Below are 20451 nucleotides of genomic sequence, written 5' to 3'. Positions count from 1 at the left end.
CAGCTGCTCCACGCGTTCGCGGCACCGATATCCAACGGCGCGTATCGGCCCTGTTCCGCGCGAAGACATGCGCCGGCCCTCGAGCAGAGTAGGAGTCAGGATGCGCAGGCACAGAGGATCGGCGTGGGGGCTGGTGCTGGCCGCCAACGCCGTGTGGTTGGGGGCGGTTCTCGCCGCTGCCGCGCCGGCGGTGGCGGCCACCCCGGTGACGTACTACGTGGATGCGGTGGCGGGTTCGGACGGCAACACCGGTACGGCGCCGGGGCAGGCGTGGAAGTCCCTGGCGAAGGTGTCGGCCGCGGCGCTGAACCCCGGGGACACCGTGAAGTTCGCGCGGGGTGAGACCTTCACGGGCCAGCTCCTGGTGAAGCGCTCCGGAGCCGCCGGAGCCCCGATCACCTACACCTCCTACGGCGACCCGAGCGCGCCGCAGCCGGTCCTCAACGGATCGAACGGGGTGTCCGACTACTGCGCCACGGTCCTCGTCAAGGGCTACGACCACCTGGCGTTCGACGACATCGAGATCACGAACCCGCGGACCGCGAGCCGCTCGGGAATATCCGACGCCTGCGCGTACGGGGTGCAGATCGTCAACGACGGCACAGTGGCCCGCAACCTGAGCGGGTACACGTTCAGCCACGTCACGGTGGCGGACGTCAACTCGATCACGACCTTGGCGAGCTTCGACGCCAACGTGCAGTCGGGGATCGCCTTCGAGTCGACCGCGGCCACCAACACCTTCGACACGATCACGGTCGAGGACAGCCACTTCCAGAACGGCACCCGGTTCGGGCTGTCGATCAACCCGGAGACTCGGGTGCTGGATGCGACCCCGGTCAGCAACGTCGTGATCCGGGACAACACCTGCGACCACACCGGCGGCTCGTGCTTCCTGGTCAAGTGGACGGACCGCGCGCTGATCCAGAACAACGACATCGAGTACTCCGGCGCGAGCGGCAACGGAGTACAGATAGGACGCGGCAGCGGCGGCTGGCTCCTCGGCGACACCAACGTCGTCGTCGACCACAACGTCAGCCGGCACTCCCGCGGCCCTCGCGACACCGCCGGCTTCCACGTCGACGCCCGCAACACCAACGTCCTGATGCAGTACAACTACTTCTACGACGCCCAGGGCTACGGCATCGAGGTCCTCGGCAACAACCACAACGTCATCATCCGCTACAACGTCGTCGTCGACTCCGGCTGGCGGCAGGGCGGCACCGACGCGGACCCGGGCCAGCTGATCTACATCGACGCGTACGACCCGACCCACCCGCCGCCCTACACCGTCAACGACTTCAGCACCGGCGTGTACCTCTACAACAACACCCTGTCGTACGCCGTGCAGAGCAAGCCGGCCCTCCCGGACCGCCTGTTCATGAACAACAGCTTCATGTACAACAACATCCTGGACGCCTCCAACGGCACGAAGATCCAGGACGCCGGCATCAACAAAGCCACCACGAACGAGATCCACGACAACCTGCTCGACAACGCGGTCCTGAGCCCGGACGCGACGTCGGTCAAGGCCGACCCGGCGTTCGTGGGCAGTGACCGCACGGACGCGAACAGCTTCAAGCTCGCGGCGACCAGTCCGGCGCGCGGGGCCGGTGTGTCCCTGGCCGACCCGACCTTCGACGCCCTGGGCAGCGGGATCTTCGCGGACATCCCCGCCACCCCGACCCAGGACTTCTACGGCAACCCCCTGCCCACCGGCGCCCCCAACATCGGCGCCGACCAGGGCTGACACCCCACACAAGCGAGGGGCCGGCGCGCACCGCCGGCCCCTCGCCGTTCGCGGTCAGCGCAGGGTGGTGCCCGCAGGACTGTCGAGGAGTGCCAGCTCGGCACGGGACGGCAGGCCTTCCCAGTCGCCGCGGGTGGTGACGGCGAAGGCGCCGGTGGCGACGGCCCGGTGCAGGCGGTCCTTCACGGCGAGGCCGTCGAGGACGCCGGAGAGGTACCCGGCGACGAAGGCGTCGCCGGCACCGACGACGTCGGTCACGGGCATCGTGCGGGCCGGAAGCTCCACGAACCCGTCGCGGGTGGTGACGCCGGCACCGTCGCCGCCCCGGGTGATCACGACCTCGCGTCGCCCCTCGGCGAGCAGCGCGTTCACCGCTTCCGCCTCGTCGAGGCAGGGGTCCCCGGAGACGAGATGCAGCTCGTCCGCGGAGGCGACCAGGATGTCCGCCCGGCCGGCCAGTGGGCGCAGCACGGCATGGGCCCGCTCGGGACTCCACAGCCCGGCACGGTAGTTGACGTCCAGGCACACGGTGATACCGAGTTCCTGGGCACGAGCGGCGGTGGCCCGGACCGCCTGAGCCGCCGTGGAGCTGAGGGCCGGCGTGATGCCGGTGAGGTGCAGTACGCGTACGCGGCTGTCCAGGGCGGGCAGGACGTCGTCGGTGCCCAGGACGGAGCCCGCCGATCCGGTGCGGTGGTAGGTGACCCGGATCAGGTCGCCGGCGCGGGCTTCGAGAACGACCAGGCCGGTTGCGCGGCCGTCCTCGTCGATCCTGGCCCCGCTGACGTCCACACCCTCGGCTCGCAGGGTGCGCAGGACGAGGGAACCGAACTCGTCGGCGCCGACGCGGCCGATCCAGCCCACGGCTCCAAGCTGTCCGGGACCCGGGGGAGGTCACCGCCGCGGACCGCGATTCGGGCGAGGATAAATTCCGTGGTGTAAATTAATGACGTAAGGGAGGCACGTGCAAGACCCTGTTGACGGATCGCCCTTGAGCGGACGGCGGAATCTCACGGCGCGGCGCGATCCGAAGGGGCGGGACGATGGCGAACGGCAACGCCAGTGCGGCGACGTCACTGGACGCGGCGCACCGTAACGTGGCCGCGATCGTGCGGGTGCTCCTCGACCAGGGGTCCATGCCGCGCACTCGCATCGCTCAGCTCACCGGTCTGTCCCCGGCCGCGGTCACCCGGCTGACCGGAAGGCTGCTGACCACCGGGCTGCTGTACGAGTTGCCGTCCGTGCTCGGTCCCGCCGATTCGGGGCGCCCTCGCATTCCGGTCGACCTCGCCGCCGGCTCCCGGCTGACCGTCGGTGTCCATGTGGGCCAGTTGCGTACCGAGATCGGCCTGGTGGACCTGCGCAGCGAGGTGCTCGGCAGGATGACGCTGGACCACGTCTCCACCGCTCCCGAGGCCATCGCCGATCAGGCGGCGGACGGCGTTCTGGCACTGCTCGCCGAGCATGGTGAGGGCCGTGTCACGCTGGGCGTGGGTGCCGCCATGGGAGGCCGGGTCGACGCCCGCGCGGGCATCGTGGTCGAACACGCCGCACTCGGCTGGAAGGACGTGCCGTTCGGCCGGATGCTCGCCGAACGGCTGCCCGCCCCGGTGCTGTTCGACAACATCGTGCGCGGTCTGGCCATGGCGGAGACGCGTTTCGGCGCGGCCGTCGGAGTGACCAGCGCGGTGGAGCTGTTCGTCGGGAACATCGTCGGCTCGGCCCTGGTCATCGGGGGAGAGGTGCATCACGGCCCCGGCTCGGCCGCGGGCTGGCTCACCCATCTGCCCGTCCAGGGGGCACGCGGTGTGCGGTGCGAGGTCTGCGGCAGAAGCGGATGCGCGCAGAACGTCGTCAGCGGCGACGCGCTGCTGCGGCAGGCTCGCGAGTGCGGTGTCGTGGGAGCGTCCGGCCGGCTGGAGGAGCTGGTGCGACTCAGCCGCGAGGGGGACCGGACGGCGTCCCGGCTGCTGCGGGAACGCTCCCGCAACGTCGGCCGGATCGCCGCCCTGCTCCTGGACATCGTCAACCCGGACCTGCTGGTCCTGGCCGGCGGCCCGCTGGACGCCCCCGAGTTCATCCCCGCCGCCCAGCGCGAACTCGCCCGCTGGAGCAGCCACGGCACGGCCGCCGCCGCCCGCCTGGTGCCGTCCGCACTCGGAGAACACTCACTGGTCGTCGCCTCGGCCACCGTGTTCCTGCACGACTACTACACCGACCCGCTCGCCTACGAGGAGACCACGACCGGCTGAATCCGCCCCGGCCCGGCAGCGACGGGGTCCGTTCGTGGCGAGCCGGGTGAGCGCTCCGACCGGGCGAACGCGACGCGCAGAGCTCCGGCGCACCGGTGCCGGGGCTCTGCGCACGCGTGCACAGCACCCGCCTCGTCCCCGCACGGCTCCGTGCCTCAGGAAGCACAGAACCGTGCGGTCACAGGCCGCCCATCGGATGGTGCGAACGGCATCCACCCCCGTGCGAGCAGAGCAGACGGGATCCAGGACCTTCCCATGTCTCCCGGCCCGTCTGCCGGAGCTTCGCACGCGGCCCACGAGACGCTTCCACAGCCGTGGGTGCCTGCGGGACCAGGCATCCACACGATCGGGAGGCGCTCGCGAAGGCGAGGTGTGACTTCGCCGTCCACTCTCGCGCGGAACGCGGGAAAGAGGACCAGGGTCTTTCCCCAGGCCGCTGCCGCCCGGGGCGTGTCCGGAGCGGGTAGAACGATCACGCGGAGGGCACTTTTCCGTACCGGTGATCGGGCGTTCGCATAGGGTGTGGGCTGTGACAGCCCGCGATGCCGGCAAGGCAGTCTCGCGCGGAATGCACCCGAGGGGAAACACCACCGCCAGATGAGCCAGATCCTGTGTGCCGGGGCCATCGGCCTGTTCCTGAACCTCATCGGAACACCGCTGCTGATCAAGCTGCCGGCCCGCAAGGGACGGCCCCCGCGGCCGCCACAGCAAGCGCGGCTCGGCCTGTTCTACGCAGGCTGGGCCGCGGGATGAGACCCGTCGGGTCCGGCGGTCAGGACAAGCCGACGGCAGGCGAAGGCAAACGATGGAAGGGGCCAGACCATGGCGCAGGAAGTGCGCGGCGTGATCGCGCCGGGCAAGGGCGAGCCGGTGCGGATCGAGACGATCGTGGTGCCGGATCCGGGTCCCGGCGACGTGCTGCGCTCGGTGGTGGTGCTCTGATGACCGTGCGCATCGAACGCCTGGTCACCTCGGGGCAGTTCAGCCTCGACGGCGGCACCTGGGACGTCGAGAACAACGTGTGGATCGTCGGTGACGAGCGCGAGGTGATCGTCATCGACGCCGCCCACGACGCCGAGGCTATCGCCGCCGCGGTCGACGACCGGCGGCTGAGCGCGATCGTGTGCACCCACGCCCACAACGACCACATCGACGCGGCCCCGGCCCTCGCCGACCTCACCGGGGCGGTCATCTGGCTGCACCCGGACGACCTGCCCCTGTGGCGGATGACCCACCCCGACCGCGAACCCGACCGCCACCTCCTCGACGGCCAGGTCATCAAGGCCGCCGGCACCGACCTGACCGTCCTGCACACCCCCGGACACGCCCCGGGCGCGGTCTGCCTGTACGACCCGGGACTCGGCGCCGTCTTCACCGGCGACACCCTCTTCCAGGGCGGACCGGGCGCCACCGGACGCTCCTTCTCCCACTTCCCGACGATCATCGACTCCATCCGCGACCGGCTGCTCACCCTGCCGCCGGAGACCAAGGTCCTCACCGGCCACGGCGATTCCACCACCATCGGGGCCGAAGCACCCCACCTGGACGCATGGATCAAACACGGGCACTGACCGCGCGTCCGCAGCATCAGTCGAACACCTGACCGGCGGTCGATCCGCTCGCCGCCGGCGGGTCCACGGCGCGGGGCGCGACGGGCCCCGCAGCGTCCGGTCGGCGTCGGCCGAGCGTGGTGCGGACCGCCGGGTGGCGAGGGCGCGACCTCTTGCCGCGGCCGCCCGACCCCTCGCCGTCCTCACGGCGACCCTGGAGCGGAGGGACGGTGCACGCGGCACCGTCATCGCCTCCGGCGCCCAGGCGGCGCGAGCATTCCGGTTCGTCGAGGGGACTGCCCCTCCGGCACAACGGTCCCGGACAACCCGTTCGGCAGGAGGGGCACCGGACCGACCCGCCTCCACACGGCGTCGGTGAAGGCCGACCCGGCCTTCGCCGCGCTGAGCCGGCCAGCGGCATCCGCGCCGCCGTCCCCGCCGTCGCGACCTGAGACCTCCACGGAAGCGCCCTCTGCCCACCGTGACGCCACCCAGCGAGAGTTCGCCCGTGCACACGCACGCTCGGGCTTCCGCACAGCAGCGCTTGACCTCTGGACAGGGCTTGGGCCGGAGAGGTAATTTCCGGCCAGAAATTTACCTCATACCAGTCGGCCACCGATCCGTGCCTGCTGTCTGCCTGCCCGCAACCCCGAGTCACCCACCCGGCCGCTCTCACCCCCCTTCGACCGCCATGCCGCCCTGATCGTCACCGCTCGCGCAGCGTCCCGCTTCGCGGGCGATCGCCTCACCGCACTCGCCGTACGGCACCTCGTGCTTCGGGTCCACACGCTCGACGAAACCCGCGAACCCTGACAGACCGAAAGAGGACTGAACGTGCCCAGAAAAGGAGAGGCTGGCGATGCGGCCTTGCCCCGTCGAGCTACCAGGCCTACAACGACCGCGACAGCGCCGGGAACGTGACGATCCAGTCGGGCACCACCACCGTGGGCACCGGGGACTTCACCTACACCTTCCCCGCCCACAGCATCACCGTCCTCCAGCTCCACCCGGCCGCATGATGGTCCCGCGCGTGGAGCGCGGGCGACGAGGAGGTCCTGCGTACAGCGGACGGGATGAAGCAGTCGATCGGTGATTGCGCGAGCAACCTCCAGGACTACGGGCAGTTCATCCCCGTCCAGCCGGTATGACCACCGCCGGCCGGCGGCGTCGCACGCCGTCGGCCGGCGAGCCCGTCAGGAACTCCACTGCGCCATGTACCGGTCGACATCGGGCGTGTGGCCCGGCAGCGGGGTCCGACCCGGATGGGCCCGCAGACCCTCCAGGCCCAGGGCGAGCAGCCGCCAGCAGGCGTTGCGGTCCTCGTCGGTGGTGCGCGGGTGTTTGCTGAAGTGGACGATCAGCAGCGTCACGTCGAGCCAGATGACGTCGGGGCGCACCGTGCCGTCGTCGTGCCCCCGGCCCAGCAGGGCCTCCAGGCGCCGGCGCCCGCGCGCGTTGGCCTCGTCGATCCGCGGCGTCAGGGGGAGTACACCGGCGAGGACGCTGAAGGCCCCCGCCCGGGCCTCGACCTCCGCGCGCACGAAGCCGCACAGTACCTCCCAGCCGGTACCGGGCCGTGCCAGCGCCTCGTCCAGGCCCGCGATCGACTGCTCCATCGCCACCGTGCACAGGTGCTGCAGCAACTCCTCCTTGCTGCCGTACCTGCGATACAGCGACCCCATGCCGACACCGGCGCGCTTGGCGACCTCGGCGACCGGAGCGTCGACCCCCTTCTCGGCGAAGACGTCGCGGGCCGCGTGCAGCAGCAGGACGTCGTTGCGCCGGGCCTCGGCCTGCCGTCCGCGCGTGGAATGCGAGTTCATGCCGTCCAGCCTATTGAGTTTCGGAGCGATCCGCTCCGATACTCCGTTGTCGGAGCGATGCGCTCCGATCAACTGCCTTACGGGAGGAGCCCCTTGTGGAACAGCCACCCAATCTTCTGATCCTGTCCGTGCCGCTGTACGCGCTGCTGATCCTCATCGAGATCGTGTACTACCGGCTGCACCCCGACGAGAACGCCAGCGGTTACTCGGTGCGCGACAGCGCGGCGAACGTGGCCATCGCCGCCGGCGTGGCGGTCGCGGACCTGTTCTGGAAGGCGGTGACGTTCGTCGCGTTCGTCGGCCTCTACGAGCTGACCCCGCTGCGCATCCCGGTCACCTGGGCCACGTTCCCGCTGATCCTGCTGGCCCAGGAGTTCTGCTACTACTGGATGCACCGCGAGCACCACGTCGTACGCATCCTGTGGGCCTCCCACGTCGTGCACCACTCCAGCCGCCTGTACAACTACACGACCTCGATCCGCCAGCCCTGGACGGGCGTCACGTCGCAGCTGTTCTACGTGCCGCTGATCCTCCTCGGCGTCCCGCCGTGGGCGTCGTTCCTGTGCGGGGCGATCATCATGATCACCCAGTTCTGGCTGCACACCGACCGGATCGGCAGACTCCACCCGGCCGTCGAGTACGTCCTCAACACCCCCTCCCACCACCGGGTCCACCACGCCTCGCAGGGCGGCTACCTGGACCGCAACTTCGGCGGGATGCTCATCGTCTGGGACCGTCTCTTCGGCACCTACGCCGACGAGGTGGACCGTCCCGTCTACGGCCTGACCAAGAACATCGACACGTACAACCCCTTCAGGATCGCCTTCCACGAGTACGCGTCCATCGGCCGCGACCTGGCCAGGACCTCCTCCTGGCGCAACCGGCTCCGGCACCTCCTCGACCGCCCCGGCTGGCAGCCCCGGTCACCGGCCGGCACACCGGAGCCGTCGAAGAGCGGAGCGGGTACCGGCCCCTGACGACCGGACAAGCGGCTCCGGGCGGCCTCGAACCGCGGCGGCTACCCGTGGGTCTTCGTCCACCACCACTCCCTCGAGCCGGCGCCTCGCGGCAGGGACTGCTTCCCCATCGGGCCCCCAACCCCCTGGTTCCGCGTTCCGCTCTCCAGCCAGACCATCCCATGACGCAAAGCCGTCCTTGTGCCGCACACGGGACGCTCAGTAGTTTCGGGAGCCAACCGTGAAGGAGGGAATATGCCGTTACGATCGCGCATTGCCCGTGCCCTGGCCGTCGTCTCACTGGCCGCCGGGGGAGTGACGATTGCGAACGCCTCACCGGCCGCGGCGGTGGACTGGTCCAAGTGCCCGAGCACATACTTCTGCGCCTGGGACGCCGCGGGGGAGAAGTGCCAGTGGCAGGACAACTCGCCCGACTGGTACGCCGAGTGCTCCTGGGCGGCCAGGTCCTACCCGAAGTACGTCTACAACCACGGCACCTCCGGCCTCGGTGTGACGATCTACCGGTACACCGGCTACTCGAGCGCCATCGGAGCCTGCGTCACCAAGGGCAAGCAGGTCACGCTCGCGGGCAACTACTACATCGGCTCGCACGCCTGGAACTGCTGAACCGGGCCACTCCGCCCGAACGGCCGGGAAGTGTGGCCCTCGTTCCGGCGGTGCGGCACAATCCACTCCGTGACCTTGATGTCCACCCGAGACGGCCGGCAGCTGGACGTGCGCGTCTCCGGTCCCGACGACGGCATTCCGCTGGTCTTCCACCACGGCACGCCCAGCGCCAAGCCGCCGGTCCGCGCCATCGAACGCGCCGCCCACGCCCAGGGCCTGCGTCACGTCTCCTTCTCCCGAGCGGGTTACGGTCACTCCACCCGTTCGCCGGGCCGGAACGTGGCCGCCGCCGGCGCGGACGTGGCGGACATCCTCGACCACATCGGAGCCGAGCGGTGCGTGGTCGCGGGCTGGTCCGGCGGCGGACCGCACGCCCTGGCCACCGCGGCCCTGCTGCCCGGACGAGTCGCCGGGGTCCTCTCCGTCGCCGGCGTGGCGCCGTACGGCGTGCCCGGACTGGACTTCCTGGCCGGCATGGGCGAGGCGAACGTGGAGGAATTCGGACTGGCCGTCAAGGGCGAGGCCACGGTGCGCGGGTTCGTGGAGGCGGCGGCGGCCGAGCTGCGGGACGCGGACGCGGCCGGGCTCAGGGAGAGCATGCGAACGCTGCTTCCGCCGGTCGATCGTGACCAGCTGACCGACGAGTTCGCCGAGGACATGTCCGCGGGATTCGGCGAGGGCCTGCGAGACGGAGTGGACGGGTGGATCGACGACGACATCGCGTTCGTCCGCCCCTGGGGTTTCGCCCTGGAGGACCTGGCCGTCCCCGCGTTCGTCTGGCAGGGAAGCGCGGACCTGATGGTGCCCTTCGCCCACGGCCAGTGGCTCGCGGCCCACATCCCCGGCGCCGTGGCCCACCTCGAACAGGGCGAGGGCCACCTGTCGATCAGCGTGGCGGCCGCCGACCGCATGCTGCGGGAACTCGCCGGCACCCTGTGAGCGCCCGGCTGCTTCCTCCCGGTTCAGGGCGTGCCGCCCCGTCAGATCCTCGTGAAGCGGTCCAGCAGTGCGGCCGCCGCCGTCACGTCGTCCGTCAGCGGCCGGTCGGCCGGATCCCCGCCGAGCACCGACTCGGCGAGCTCCAGCGCCCGGGCCGCCGGAAGCCCGCCTTCGGGCCTGAGGCCCCGCATGCGCAACGCCCTTACGGCTGCCACGAGTTCGCAGCCCACGACAAGACGGTAGGCGCCGCACGCCCGGAGCGTCTGCCGAGCCGCGAGGGAGGCGAAGCTGGCCTGTTCCTCGACGCCCCGGGAGAGCACCGCGTGGCCGAGCGAGGCGGGCGCGGAGAACGCCCGCAGATCACCGAGGGCGGCCCCGGCGGCGTACTCCAGGATCATCACCCCGGACGAAGCGGCCTCGGACCCCGCCAGGAAGGGGCGCAGGCGCGTGTAGGCGGGCTCGTTGAGAGTGGAGAGCCGGGAGGTGGACAGCCGCGCCACCTGGGTCACGGCCAGCCTGAAGTGGTCCAGCGCGAGGGCGAGCCGGGCCTGGTAGAAGCCCCCGTGATGGTAGGCGGCCAGGCACTCGGGCGAGATCAGGGGGTTCTCCGTGGCCGCGTTCATCTCGACGCGCAGGACCTCTTCCAGCGCCTCGGCCGCCTCGTGCGCGGGGCCGTGGATCTGCGGCAGGCAGCGGAAGCCGTAAGGATCCTGGATACGGCCTAGGGGCGGCGCAGGTCGGTCCTGCGCGCCGGTCAGCCGCCGCATCCGCCGGGCGACCCCGGAACTGCCCCGGTGCGGGCAGGCCGCGAACACGGGAGCGGCGTACGCCTCGTGCGAACCGTCGACCGCGAGCAGCGACAGGGCGGCGACGACCTCGGTGGCGGCGATCAGCCCGCGCAGCTCGTGCAGCGCGAGCGCGGACTGGCCGAGGGTGAGGGCGTTGCTGCTCATGAGCGCCAACGCGTCGTTGCCGTCCAGGGGCTGGGGCGGCGGAGGCGCGGAGGGCCCCCGCCAGGGGTGCTCGCCCGCCAGCGCCAGCCCCAGCTGCGCCAGGGCCGCGATGTCACCGGTGCCGACCGACCCGAACTCGCCCACGACCGGATGCGCACCGCTCTCCAGTGCCTCGCACAGCGCCGTGATCACGGACGGCCGCAGTCCCGCGCCTCCGGCGAGCAACTGGTTGGCGCGGACCGCGAGCATGGCCCGGACCTGCCGGACCGGCAGGTCCTCACCTATGGCACCGGCGTGGCTGCGCAGCAGCCGCAGACCGTGTCCGGCCGCGGCTTCGGAAGGGACGTCCTGCGAGCGGTTGGCACCGACGCCGGTGGAACGGCCGTAGACGCGTCCGGTGGCGGCGATGTGCCGGGCGGCGGTCCAGGACCTCCCGGCGCGTTCCATCGCCTCGCCGTCCGGTACCGGCCGCGCGGTCCCGTCGGCGAGCCGCACGACGTCCTCGACGCCGAGACCGGTCCCGTCCAGGACCACCGGGCCGGTGCGCCCACCGGCCACGACGTCCGATGTGCCCAGGGTCCCGGAAGACATCAGGTCCACACTCCTCTCAGCACTCTCCCCGACGGGGACCTTCGCTTCCGGCTCGGCCGGCCCGGCGACGGCCGCCACCGGGGCGCCCGAAGGGACCTGTGAGCGTCCGCCGGGCCCCCGCCTTCTCTTCTCCGCCCTCAGACGAACCGGCGCGGGATCGCCCTGCTCCATGTCCGGCGGTGGATCTCCTCGCCGCCCTGTCGCGCGACGACCTCGGTGACCACGTGAAAGCTGTCCGCGTCGGCACGCAGACGGCTCACCACGGATATCTCCGACGGCGCCCGGGGCGAGCCCACCGTGTACGTTCGCCGGCACTCCGCCTCCGCGCTCAGCGGATCGTCCGGGGCGATGCGGAACCGGTCCGTGGCCCGGGTCGCCAGGATCAGCCGTTCGTCGATGACGCTCACCCCGCCGTTCGAGGTGACCACCACCACGGCCTCCTCGTCGTCGGCGAACGAACGGATGACGTCGCGCCGGCTGACGGCCGGCTCCACCTCACGGACGGGCCCGGCGGTGACGAGCGTCGGCGCCTCGGGCGGCGGCGCGAGGGTCCTGACCCCGTCGGCGACCGCGAGCACCAGCGCGCTGCGCCCGGTGTCGACCGTGAGGACGGCCGCGGCGGGCGAGGGCCACACCCGCGGGAAGCAGGTCGTCGAGAGGGCGACGCGGACGCGGTGTCCGGGCTCGAAACGGTGCCCGAGCGCGTTCAGTTGGACCCCCACGTCCTCGAACCGGCCCGGGACGAGCGGCGCGGGACGCTCGTGCCCGTCGCGGTGGCTGAGATTGAGCACGCCCTCGGACACCAGCAGCGACGTGCCGTCCGGCGCGACATCGCAGAGCCGCACTCGGGTCGCGCACTGCACCGACGCCGAGACGGCCAGGGTCGCCAGACAGTGGGCCCATGCGAACGTCCTGGCCCTCAGCCTGCGGCTGACCTCGCAGGTGCAGATGAACGAGATCCTCGACGTCTGGTTCGCCACCAGCCCGCGTGCGGCCGTCGACGAGGGGCTGAGCACCGACCAGGCGCTCATGTCCCGGCTCGGCCGGCTGGGCGCGGGAGTGCTCGACCGGATCGTCGCCGATCTCGGCAACACGCCGTGGCTGCGCGAGACCGTGCTCACGCCCCTGGCCCGCCACGACGACGTCAAGGGCACGTCGTTGCAGGACACACTGATCGTCTTCTGCCGCGCCGGGTTCAGCCTGCGCTCGGCCGCGGAGGTACTGCGCATCCACCCGAACACCACCGCCTACCGGATGCGCAGGATCCGCGAGGTGACCGGGCTCGACTACCGGGACATCGACGATCTGCTGCTGCTGGCGCTCGCCGCCCGCTCACTCGGCGGCCCCCAGTGGCAGACCCGGTTGCCCTGGGCCGACGGGCACTCGTGACCGCGTCCGGCGGACACGTCGTCTCCCCTGCGTGGAGCGGACGCTTTCCGTCTGCTCACACCCGTGCACGGCCGCGAAGCGCTCATTGAATGAGTGGGACACGTCATTCGGAAAATTCGCCGATGCGTCGGGCACTGCGTGCGGACGACGCACGCGCACGAGGATCAGGGCGGAATCCTCCGGCCGAAAATGCTCACGGAACGTGCACGGTCTGCGGCCGGCGCCGCACCCGATCGAAGCCGTTGACCGGCGACGCACCCATCACTCAAGTACAGCCCGCTGGACCTCGGTCACCGGCAACGGCGGGATTCGGTCCACGGCGATTCACACCGAATCAACGACGAACCGCTGACTTGGGCTTGGGACAGTCGACGAGGTAGGTCACGTGGACGACGATGCGCATGCTCTGGGCTGACCCGTCGGGGAGATGACCGCGTAGCCGCCGACGTGGGCGAAGTCCTTCGTGCCGCCGGTGATTGCCTCCTCGCGGGACGCCGGCGGCGCCGCCGGGTCGGCCTTCGGCCCCGGAAGCCGAAGCTCCGAGAGGTCTTCGCCAGGCTCCAGGCCAAGCACGGCGCCGTCCTGCTGGTCATCGACCAGCCCGCTTCCAAAGGCGCACTGTCCCTAGCCGTGGCCCGTGACATGGCTGCCGCGTCGCCCATCTCCCAGACCTGACGATGCGGCGGATCGCCGACCTCTACCCGGACGAGGCCAAGACCCGACGCCCGCGATGCGTATGTCATCGCAGACGCCGCCCGCACGATGCCCCACACGCCGCGGGCCGTCGACGGTCGTCCGCACTCCGCTCGACGAGCGGATCGTGTCCCCGGCACCGACTGCCGCCGAACTGATCATCCCCCATCTCCTCTCCAGCCTCGGCTCCGTGCTGGACCAGCGCAGACTCCTCGCGGCCCGGATCGAAGAACTGATGGAGACCCACCCTCTTTCCCGGGTCCTGACTTCCATGCCCGGCATCGGAGTCACGACCGCCGCCCGGATCCGCCGGTGCCGCGGAAGGGTGATGGCGGAGTGGCCCGCTCAGCACCCGCCCCAACACATCAGCGGTCGACGCTGTCACCGGCGCACACTCCGCCCGGCCAGGACGGCATTCTTCACGATGCTTCATAACTGGTCGACATCGGTCAGCGGCGATGAGCAGTTGCGTCGCGGTCAGGTGCACCGAGCGGGACCGGGCCATCGTGGACGGCGACCCGGGACAGCCCCGCGGTGGCACCGCGGCGATGCCGTGGAACGGCCGCCTGACCCGGCACTGTCCGCCGAACTGCCGCCGTAGACCTGAATGATGGGATGTATTTGCCTGGCGATCCTATCGGCCCGGCACCCGGGCATGCCCGCATCGGGGTTCGTGCCGGGAGTTCAAGCGATCCTTCTCGCGGGTGGACAGTGATCCACTCGCACGTCTATACCCACATCCCATCTTTCCGGGGGCGGCGGTACCTGCCGCCCAAGCGGACCTTCTCCCGCTCGGGACCGTCGCGAGGAAGTACCGATGAGAATCAGGACCGTTCTCCGCTCCACCGCCTCCGCCCTGTCCGCGTTGGTGCTGCTCGGTGCGTGTGGTGGCCCCGACTCCGGCGCGACTGTGAAGAGCCGGCCGCTGGTCGGTATCGACTACCCGCGCGCCGACACCGACTTCTGGAACTCGTACATCAAGTACACGCCCAGGTACGCGGGACATCTCAGCCTCGACTTCAAGATCACCAATTCGCAGAACGACGTCGCCAAGCTCACCGCGAACGTGCAGACCTTCATCAGCCAGGGGGTCAACGGCATCGTGATGGCCCCGCAGGACACCGCGGCCATCGCGCCCACCCTGGACCAGCTGGCGGCCAAGAAGATCCCGGTCGTCACCGTGGACACCCGTCCCGACAGCGGCAAGGTCTTCATGGTGGTCCGCGCCGACAACCGCGCCTACGGCGAGAAGTCGTGCCGGTACCTGGGCACGAAGCTCGACGGCAAGGGCACGGTCGTGATGCTGGAGGGCGACCTGTCCTCCATCAACGGCCGTGACCGCACCGAGGCGTTCAACGCCTGCATGAAGAAGAACTACCCGGACATCAAGGTGATCGGCGACGCCACCAACTGGGACGGTGCCGTGGCCGCGCAGAAGCTGCAGACGGACCTGACGGCCAACCCGGACATCAAGGGCGTCTACATGCAGTCCAGCTTCGCCCTGTCCGGCACCCTCCAGGTCCTCAGGCAGAAGGGCCTGCTGGTCAAGCCGTCCGACCCGAACCACGTCTTCGTCGTGTCGAACGACGGCATACCCGAGGAGATGAAGGACATCGCCGACGGGAAGATCGACGCCACCGTCTCCCAGCCGGCCGACCTGTACGCCAAGTACGCCCTGTACTACCTCAAGGCCGCGATCGACGGGAAGACGTTCAAGCCCGGCAGGACCGGCCACGACAGCACCATCGTGCAGGTGCGCAAGGGGCTGCTGGAGGACCAGCTCTCCGCCCCGCTCGTCACCGTGGACGGCGGCACGTACGGCGGTGTTCCCAGCGTCAAGAGCACCGACGCGTCCCTGTGGGGCAACAGCGTCGGCTGACGATCGAAGACCACGCACACCCCAGGAACGCAAGGCGGTTGAGATGAGCGACGGGCCCCGAGCAGCCGGCCCCACGCCCGCCCCGGCGGACGGCGGGCGGGGCCCGGCGGACGGCGGGCGGGGCCCGGCGGACACGCCGGCCGTCGAGGCCACGGGGCTCGTCAGACGATTCGGCCCGACGGTCGCCCTGAACGGCGCCCGGATCACCATCCATCCCGGCGAGACCCACGCGCTCGTCGGCCGCAACGGAGCCGGAAAGTCCACCCTGGTGTCCCTCCTCACGGGACTCCAGGCCCCCGACGCGGGGACGATCACCCTGGGAGGCGCCCCGGCACCCCGGCTCGCGGACCGCGACGCCTGGCGCCGGCGCGTGGCCTGCGTCTACCAGAAGTCGACCGTCATCCCGACCCTGACCGTCGCCGAGAACCTCTTCCTCAACCGGTACGACAACCGGTACGAAAGCGGACGGGGGCCACTGATCAGCTGGCGGGGCGTGCGCCGCCAGGCACAGGAACTGCTGTCGGCCTGGTCCGTGGACGTGGATCCGCGGACCCCCGCGGGTGACCTGAGCGTCGAACAGCGGCAGTTCGTCGAGATCGCCCGCGCGCTGTCCTTCGGGGCCCGGTTCGTCATCCTGGACGAGCCGACCGCCCAGCTCGACGGCGCGGCCATCAACCGCCTCTTCGACCGGATACGCGACCTGCAGCGCCAGGGCGTGACCTTCCTGTTCATCAGCCATCACCTGCAGGAGGTCTACGAGATCTGCGACACGGTGACGGTCTTCCGGGACGCCCGCCACATCCTGACCGCGCCCGTCGCGGACGTGCCCCGCGCCGAACTGGTCGCCGCCATGACCGGCGAGGCTGCGACGGACCGGGGTGAGGAGCGGGTGAGCACCCTCGACGCCGGCGCGACCGCCGCGCTGAACGTGCGGGGCCTGACCGGCGACACCTACGGCGACGTCACCTTCCGGGTGGGCGCCGGGGAGATCGTCGGCCTCGCGGGCGCCGCCGGCAGCGGTCGTACGGAGGTCGCCGAGACCGTCGTAGGCCTGCGCTCGGCCCGGTCGGGTGACGTGGAGATCGCCGGAAGCCGGCCGCGGCCCGGCAGTGTGCCGGCCGCGCTCGCGGCCGGTGCCGGGTTCGTGCCGGAGGACCGGCATCGTCAGGGCATCGTGCCCGGCATGTCGGTCGCGGACAACGCCACTCTGTCCGTGTCGAAGCGGCTCGGGCGCAACGGGCTGTTGAGCCGAAGCCGCCGGGACCACCTGGCAAGGGGCCTGATCGAGAACCTGGCGATCAAGACACCCGGACCCGACCTGCCCGTCTCCGCCCTCTCGGGTGGCAACCAGCAGAAGGTCGTCATGGCGCGCGCACTCGCCGACGACCCGCGGCTGCTGGTCCTGATCAACCCGACCGCGGGTGTGGACGTGCGCTCCAAGGATTTCCTCCTCGGCAAGGTCGAGGAGACCGCGCGGGACGGCACCGGAGTGCTCATCGCCTCCGACGACCTCGACGACCTGCGTATGTGCGACCGGGTCCTGGTGATGTTCCAGGGCCGGGTGACGTCGGAGACCGCCCGCGGCTGGCACGACCACGACCTCGTGGGCGCCATGGAAGGAATGGACCTCAATGCCTGAAACCGCCCTCGCGGACACGGCCGACCCCGAGGCCGCCGGGTGGTGGGCCAAGCGCAACAGGCTGTTCGGAGGCCGGATACCGCTGGCCCGGCTGCGCGACCTCGCGCTCGTCCCCGCGATCGTGGTCATCACGATCGTCGGTCAGATCGTCAGCCCGGTGTTCCTGCGGGCGGACAACCTGATCAACGTCCTGCAGACCATGTCCGAGACGGCCCTGCTGGTCCTCTCCCAGACGATGGTCCTCATCGTCAAGAAGATGGACCTGTCGATGGAATCCACCATGGGCCTGGCACCGGGCGTGGCCGCGTGGCTGGTGGTGCCGGCCGGCGCCGGACACGGCCTCGGGCTCCTCCCCGGCGCCTGGGCGGTCCCCGTCACGCTCGCCGCCGGCGCCCTGGTCGGCGTGGTCAACTCCCTGCTGATCATCCGCTTCGGCCTCAACGGCTTCATCGTCACCCTCGGCATGCTCATCGTGCTGCGCGGCCTCCTGACCGGCATCTCCGGCGGCCAGACGTTCTTCCAGCTGCCGCAGTCGATGCTCTACCTGGGCACGGCCGAATGGTTCGGCGTACCCGTCTCCATCTGGATCTGCCTCACCCTCTTCGCCTGCGCGATCGGCGTGCTCGGCTGGACCAGCTTCGGCCGCTCGCTGTACGCCATCGGCGGCAACGTCGACGCGGCGAAGGCCGCGGGCATCCGCACCGACCGGGTGCTGTGGATCGTCATCGTCACCGGCAGCGTCCTCGCGGCCCTCGCCGGGCTGATGCTCTCCGGGCGCCTGGCGTCGGTCGCCTCGGCGCAGGGCAACGGCTACATCTTCACCGTCTACGCCGCCGCCGTCATCGGCGGAATCAGCCTCAACGGCGGCAAGGGCACCATGTTCGGGGCCTTCAGCGGCATCCTCCTGCTCTTCATGATCCAGAACGTGCTCACCCTGGCCGGCGTCCCCGCCCAGTGGATCGGCGCCCTCAACGGCCTGATCATCCTGGTCGCGCTGATCATCTCGCGCATCACGGGCGGCAAGGTTCAGGACTGAACCCGGGGTGGCCACCATGGCCCGGAGTCAGGACCGGCGCCCGCGCGCCCGGTGTGCCGGGCGCGCCGATGAGCGTTCCGACGAGTGCTCCGATGAGCGATCCAATGCTGGATTGATGCGCGTTTGATGCGCGTTTGATGTAGGGTCCTTCCTGAGGTGAATCCTGTGCTCCCTGAGAACGACCTGTTCAGCGCGATCGACGCCCTGCTCGAGCAAGTCGCACAAGACGATCTCCCCGCCCCTGCCGAGCGCAGGCGGCTGCGCGAGGCGGCCGGTCTGAGTCAGGACCAGGTCGCCAAGGCGCTGAACACCCGCCGCGAGGCGGTGGGGAACTGGGAGGCGGGCAGGACCGACCCGCGGCCGCCGAAACGTGCCGCCTACGCCCGGCTCCTGGAGGGCCTTGCCGCGCGCTTCCCGGTCCCGGACCGGGTGCAGGAGGCGTCCCCTGAGCCCGAACCCGCCCCCGCCCCCGCGGCAGCCCTGCCGGCTCCAGCCCCGACCGACCCCGCCGCAGCCCCGCCGGCCTCGGCCACCACCGCCCGTCCGACGCCGGCGCGCAGGCCCCCCGTGTCATCCCGGCGCCCAGGTACGAAGCCAGGCACGAGGTCGGCGGCCGGAAAGCCGGCCGTGCCGGCCGCCGACCCGCGGTTCGAGAACGGTCCGCTCTCCGTGATCGACGTCGACGAAGACGGTCACGTCCTCGCCTACGGTGTCGGCGGCCTGGTCCTGGACGTGCCCGCCCAAAGCATCCCGGCCCTGGTGGAGTGGACGCTCACGGAAGCGAGGCTCGGGCAGCCGAAGCTGTCCGGACCGGGCAAGGACGCCGACCCGCTGCTCGTACTCACCGAGGCCGCGCTGGAACGCTACGGCCTGCCGGTCACCCTCACCGACGAGGAGCGGATCGCCGGACGGATCCCCGAGGCCCACAAGGTCATCAAGCAACTGGCGCGCGCCGACTGGAAGCTGACCAAGCGCGGCTTCGGACCGTGGGCGCGGATCTACCGCCCGGCACACGGCTCGGAGCGGGCCTGCGTCCAGCTGTGCATCCCGTCCTGGCACGCGCTCGACTCCCGCCACTGGGGCGCGGCCGGGCAGCTTCCGCCGGCGGAGCTCGCCCGGCTGCTGGGCGTGTACGCGTCGCGGGTGATGACGCCGCGCGGTTCCACGGCCGTGACCGGCCTGGAGCTGATGACCGCGCTGCACCCGCCGACCCGCGCCTCCGAGCCCGGCGCCGACGGCAGACGGCACTCCGAGCACAACCCCGGAAGCCTGGGCAAGGACCCGGTGGACTGTGCGCCGTGCGAAGCCCCGGACGGGCACCCGCTCCTGGCGGACCTGCCGCGGTTCCACGTCCGGGGCCCGGCGGAGAAGCTGTTCGAGGAGGCATACGACTGGGCGCGCCCGATGACGGACGCCGAGTGCACCCTGCGGCACCTGGTCGGCATCGACGTGAACATGGCCTTCGCCGCCGGAGCGAACGGCCTCATCGTCGGTCTCGGTGCGCCCACCCACGTCAAGGCACCGGTGTTCGACCCGAAGCTGCCCGGCTCGTGGCTGGTGGACCTCTCCCACGTCGACCTGTCCCGGGTGAAGGTCGGCAAGGACAAGTGGGCCGACCTGGACGCGCGTCTGCTGCCCAGCCCGTTCACACCGAAGGGCGACCGCCCCGAGGGCCCGGCCTGGTACGCGACCCCGACCGTCGCCTACGCCCAGGAACTGGGCCACGAGGTACGCCCGATCGAGGCGTACGTCCGCTACGAGAACGGCCGCTACCTGGACGGCTGGTACAGCCGACTGCGCGACGCCTACCTCGCCACGATGGCCGACCTCGGCGTGGCCGCGGACCTGTCGCCCGCGGACTTCCTCGCGGCGATGGACGGTCACAAGGACCGCGACCCCGAGCTGGCGATCGTCGTCTCGGCCATCAAGGCCACGGTCAAGGGCGGCCTGGGCAAGCTGCGCGAAAGGCCCCGCGGCGAGGGCTGGCGGCCCGGTCAGCCGTGGCGGGCCCTGGCACGTCCGACGTGGCGGCCGGACATCCGCGCCGCGGTCATCTCCCGCACCCGGATCAACCTGCACCGGAAGATCGTCAAGCACGCGGTGTACACCGGCCAGTACCCGGTCGCGATCCTGTCCGACTGCGTCGTGTACGCGGCCGGCGGCCCCTCACCGCTGGACTTCCTGCCCTACCGGGACGGCAAGCCGCTGCCGGGCGGCTTCAAGCTCGGCATCAACCCGGGCCTGGTCAAGCACGAGGGTACCCAGACCGTCCTGTGGGGCGAGGAGGTCCGCGATCGCTTCGACGCCCCGGAGCTCAACCTCGCCCGGTACATCAAGGACGGCACGGTCACCGACGTCGACAACGGGGAGTAGGAGA

The 20451-nt window shown here is 70.9% G+C and carries 16 protein-coding genes and 2 pseudogenes; 14 read left to right on the top strand and 4 right to left on the bottom strand.

Translation table 11 applies throughout. The annotated features are described in order from the left end of the window. The first annotated feature begins 100 nt into the window (after positions 1 to 100). Positions 101 to 1747, top strand: a complete 1647-nt coding sequence (locus tag ACZ7FF_RS39085) for a right-handed parallel beta-helix repeat-containing protein (protein WP_470818738.1) — start codon at positions 101 to 103, stop codon at positions 1745 to 1747. A 54-nt stretch (positions 1748 to 1801) separates the two neighbouring features. Here ACZ7FF_RS39085 and ACZ7FF_RS39080 read toward each other — a convergent pair whose 3' ends face one another. Continuing rightward, on the bottom strand, positions 1802 to 2611 hold the full coding sequence (locus ACZ7FF_RS39080) for a sugar kinase (RefSeq protein ID WP_470818737.1): 810 nt from the start codon (positions 2609 to 2611) through the stop codon (positions 1802 to 1804). Between the two features lie 179 nt (positions 2612 to 2790). On the opposite strand from ACZ7FF_RS39080, the gene ACZ7FF_RS39075 reads away from it, so the two are divergent. From ACZ7FF_RS39075 to ACZ7FF_RS39060, 4 genes and pseudogenes are all read left to right on the top strand, one after another. Beyond that, positions 2791 to 3999: an ROK family protein gene (locus ACZ7FF_RS39075; RefSeq protein ID WP_470818736.1), complete on the top strand. Its 1209-nt coding sequence runs from the start codon at positions 2791 to 2793 to the stop codon at positions 3997 to 3999. Positions 4000 to 4596: 597 nt separating this feature from the next. Next, the gene (locus ACZ7FF_RS39070; RefSeq protein ID WP_470818788.1) at positions 4597 to 4752 is read left to right on the top strand and encodes a hypothetical protein; all 156 of its coding nucleotides are present in this window, start codon (positions 4597 to 4599) and stop codon (positions 4750 to 4752) included. 69 nt (positions 4753 to 4821) lie between these two features. Next, positions 4822 to 4929 (top strand): annotated as a pseudogene (locus ACZ7FF_RS39065) (S-(hydroxymethyl)mycothiol dehydrogenase); the annotation flags it as partial. Between the two features lie 11 nt (positions 4930 to 4940). Further along, on the top strand, positions 4941 to 5570 hold the full coding sequence (locus tag ACZ7FF_RS39060; protein WP_470818735.1) for an MBL fold metallo-hydrolase: 630 nt from the start codon (positions 4941 to 4943) through the stop codon (positions 5568 to 5570). Positions 5571 to 6742: 1172 nt separating this feature from the next. Here ACZ7FF_RS39060 and ACZ7FF_RS39055 read toward each other — a convergent pair. After that, complete coding sequence (locus ACZ7FF_RS39055) at positions 6743 to 7372, bottom strand: TetR/AcrR family transcriptional regulator (RefSeq protein ID WP_470818733.1); 630 nt, start codon at positions 7370 to 7372, stop codon at positions 6743 to 6745. A gap of 95 nt (positions 7373 to 7467) precedes the next feature. Between ACZ7FF_RS39055 and ACZ7FF_RS39050 the strand changes: the two genes are divergently transcribed. The 3 genes from ACZ7FF_RS39050 (at position 7468) to ACZ7FF_RS39040 (ending at position 9894) form a co-directional block, all read left to right on the top strand. Then, positions 7468 to 8349 carry a sterol desaturase family protein gene (locus ACZ7FF_RS39050; protein WP_470818732.1) on the top strand — a complete coding sequence of 294 codons (882 nt, stop codon included), beginning with the start codon at positions 7468 to 7470 and terminating at the stop codon, positions 8347 to 8349. 234 nt (positions 8350 to 8583) lie between these two features. Then, complete coding sequence (locus ACZ7FF_RS39045; protein ID WP_470818730.1) at positions 8584 to 8955, top strand: hypothetical protein; 372 nt, start codon at positions 8584 to 8586, stop codon at positions 8953 to 8955. 78 nt (positions 8956 to 9033) lie between these two features. Next, the gene (locus ACZ7FF_RS39040) at positions 9034 to 9894 is read left to right on the top strand and encodes an alpha/beta fold hydrolase (protein WP_470818785.1); all 861 of its coding nucleotides are present in this window, start codon (positions 9034 to 9036) and stop codon (positions 9892 to 9894) included. Between the two features lie 41 nt (positions 9895 to 9935). On the opposite strand, the gene ACZ7FF_RS39035 is transcribed toward ACZ7FF_RS39040, so the two are convergent. Together ACZ7FF_RS39035 and ACZ7FF_RS39030 are read right to left on the bottom strand one after the other, a co-directional pair. Next, positions 9936 to 11438, bottom strand: a complete 1503-nt coding sequence (locus tag ACZ7FF_RS39035; protein ID WP_470818728.1) for an aromatic amino acid ammonia-lyase — start codon at positions 11436 to 11438, stop codon at positions 9936 to 9938. 137 nt (positions 11439 to 11575) lie between these two features. Continuing rightward, entirely contained in the window at positions 11576 to 12229 is a 654-nt protein-coding gene (locus ACZ7FF_RS39030; protein WP_470818726.1) for a CocE/NonD family hydrolase C-terminal non-catalytic domain-containing protein, read from the bottom strand. On the opposite strand from ACZ7FF_RS39030, the gene ACZ7FF_RS39025 reads away from it, so the two are divergent. The 6 genes and pseudogenes from ACZ7FF_RS39025 (at position 12222) to tap (ending at position 20447) form a co-directional block, all read left to right on the top strand. After that, the gene (locus ACZ7FF_RS39025) at positions 12222 to 12827 is read left to right on the top strand and encodes a PucR family transcriptional regulator (protein WP_470818724.1); all 606 of its coding nucleotides are present in this window, start codon (positions 12222 to 12224) and stop codon (positions 12825 to 12827) included. The two genes, ACZ7FF_RS39030 and ACZ7FF_RS39025, sit on opposite strands and share 8 nt — an antisense overlap. 411 nt (positions 12828 to 13238) lie before the next feature. Then, a pseudogene (locus ACZ7FF_RS39020) lies at positions 13239 to 13821 on the top strand (IS110 family transposase); the annotation flags it as partial. Positions 13822 to 14337: 516 nt separating this feature from the next. Next, positions 14338 to 15399, top strand: coding sequence for a sugar ABC transporter substrate-binding protein (locus ACZ7FF_RS39015; RefSeq protein ID WP_470818722.1), 1062 nt, complete (start codon positions 14338 to 14340; stop codon positions 15397 to 15399). Between the two features lie 43 nt (positions 15400 to 15442). Then, positions 15443 to 17038, top strand: coding sequence for a sugar ABC transporter ATP-binding protein (locus ACZ7FF_RS39010; RefSeq protein WP_470818720.1), 1596 nt, complete (start codon positions 15443 to 15445; stop codon positions 17036 to 17038). Further along, entirely contained in the window at positions 17031 to 18074 is a 1044-nt protein-coding gene (locus tag ACZ7FF_RS39005) for an ABC transporter permease (protein WP_470818718.1), read from the top strand. The genes ACZ7FF_RS39010 and ACZ7FF_RS39005 overlap by 8 nt, the downstream gene beginning before the upstream one ends. Positions 18075 to 18239: 165 nt before the next feature. Continuing rightward, positions 18240 to 20447 (top strand): telomere-associated protein Tap, encoded by a 2208-nt coding sequence (gene tap, locus ACZ7FF_RS39000; RefSeq protein ID WP_470818716.1) that lies wholly within the window; start codon positions 18240 to 18242, stop codon positions 20445 to 20447. Positions 20448 to 20451 lie beyond the last annotated feature (4 nt).

The sequence above is a fragment of the Streptomyces sp. NPDC037126 genome (assembly GCF_055605965.1).
Note: the sequence above shows the minus strand (reverse complement) of the source record. Positions and strands in the feature narration are given on the sequence as shown.